Source organism: Pseudomonas sp. Ant30-3, assembly GCF_000690905.1.
GTDB lineage: Bacteria > Pseudomonadota > Gammaproteobacteria > Pseudomonadales > Pseudomonadaceae > Aquipseudomonas.
In genome coordinates this window covers 1-1504 of the sequence record NZ_JMCL01000214.1, presented here as the reverse complement: position 1 = coordinate 1504, position 1504 = coordinate 1, and the positions used below count along the sequence as shown (strand labels likewise).

The following is a 1504-nucleotide window of genomic DNA, read 5'->3' as shown; positions in this document are numbered from 1 at the left end:
TCAATCTCGAACAGCACGTCGCCACGTTTGACGATCTGGCCCTCTTCGTAATTGACCCTGTCGATGTAGCCACTCACACGTGGCCGCAGCGCAACGCTTTCCACCGCCTCGACGCGGCCATTGAACTCATCCCATAGGACGATCTTGCGCACCGACACAGGTGCCACGCTGACCGTGGGTGGAGGGGCGGCGACCGCGTCGGCGGCGTCGCTATTGCAGCCAGCTAGGGACAGCGCCAGCAAGCTCGCCGCAGCTAACGGCAAGGCGCGGCGCCAGGAAGGCAGGACCGCAAGGTAAGGCAATGTGCTCATTGTTTTCAGTCTCCAAGGGATGGCGAAACCCGGTTGATAAAATTTGACATGCGTGACGTATGCCATTTATCATCCACTCATACGCAACGTATGTCAATCATTTACATACACTTCTTATGTGAAAAATCGGAGGACGACCTAATAGCACAAAAGCGTGCAGAGATGATTGAGGAAACGCGGGCCAAGCTCATCAGTGCCGCCCGCGCTGCGTTCGCAACCGTGGGATATGCGGACAGTTCAATGGATGAGCTGACGGCCCAAGCCGGACTGACGCGCGGAGCGCTCTATCACCACTTCGGTGGAAAGAAAGGGCTGCTGGAGGCGGTCATCGCCCAGATTGATGCAGAGATATCTGGCCGACTGGCCGTCATCGTCGAGGAGGCGGAGTCCACCTGGGACGGCTTCGTTCAGGAGTGCATTGGCTACATCAAGATGGCCGTCGAGCCCGAAGTCCAGCGGATCGTCCTGCTGGACGGGCCAGCGGTTCTGGGCGATCCCTCCCAGTGGCCCAGCCAGAACGTGTGCATCGTGAATACGCGCCGCAGCCTCCAGAAGTTGATCGAGGAGGCAGTCATACGCCCCGTCGATCCCCTGGCGACGGCCCGCCTGATAAGCGGGGCGCTGCTGGGCGCATCGCTGTGGATCGCCAGCGCAGACGACCCACGCGCCGCTTCCGAAAAAGCCGTGCAGGGATTTCTTGTACTGGTGGCGGGCTTGCGGCGGGACACCTCTCCCGCGCAGTCGTAACAACCCAAAGGTGCCGACCGGCAGGCCGGACTCTTTGACCCAGACCATTCACCTATTTGGATTTTGACCATGAACCCTTTCAAAAATCATCGTGGATACTCGACCATGTATCAGGAAGGAAGCCTGACGCTGGGTCTTTTCTTCGCCATCGAGTCCTACCCTGGCGCCATTCCTGAGATGGACATGGCACAGCAGATTCGCACGGCACAATTGGCTGAAGCTCATAACTTTGCAGCCCTTTACTTCAGGGATGTATTTCTCAATGTCCCGTCTTTTGGCGACGTGGGTCACATCCATGACCTGTGGCCATTCATGGGCTACGTCACGGCACAGACGTCGCGCATCGCGCTCGCAACTGGCAGCGTCATCACCACTCTGCGTCATCCCTTGCTTGTGGCCAAAGCAGCAGCCTCGATCGACCGCTTGTCAAATCAGCGCCTGGTGCT

At 58.6% G+C, this 1504-nt stretch carries 3 protein-coding genes; 2 read left to right on the top strand and 1 reads right to left on the bottom strand.

Annotated elements, in window-relative coordinates:
• Positions 1-302: biotin/lipoyl-binding protein (locus DU29_RS0128890; RefSeq protein ID WP_442961334.1), on the bottom strand; the 302-nt coding region annotated here is incomplete at its 3' end.
• Between the two features lie 150 nt (positions 303-452).
• Here DU29_RS0128890 and DU29_RS0128885 point away from each other — a divergent pair.
• Positions 453-1058, top strand: coding sequence for a TetR/AcrR family transcriptional regulator (locus DU29_RS0128885; RefSeq protein ID WP_028624801.1), 606 nt, complete (start codon positions 453-455; stop codon positions 1056-1058).
• A 69-nt stretch (positions 1059-1127) separates the two neighbouring features.
• The coding region (locus tag DU29_RS0128880) for an LLM class flavin-dependent oxidoreductase (protein WP_236645671.1) at positions 1128-1504 on the top strand (377 nt) is incomplete at its 3' end.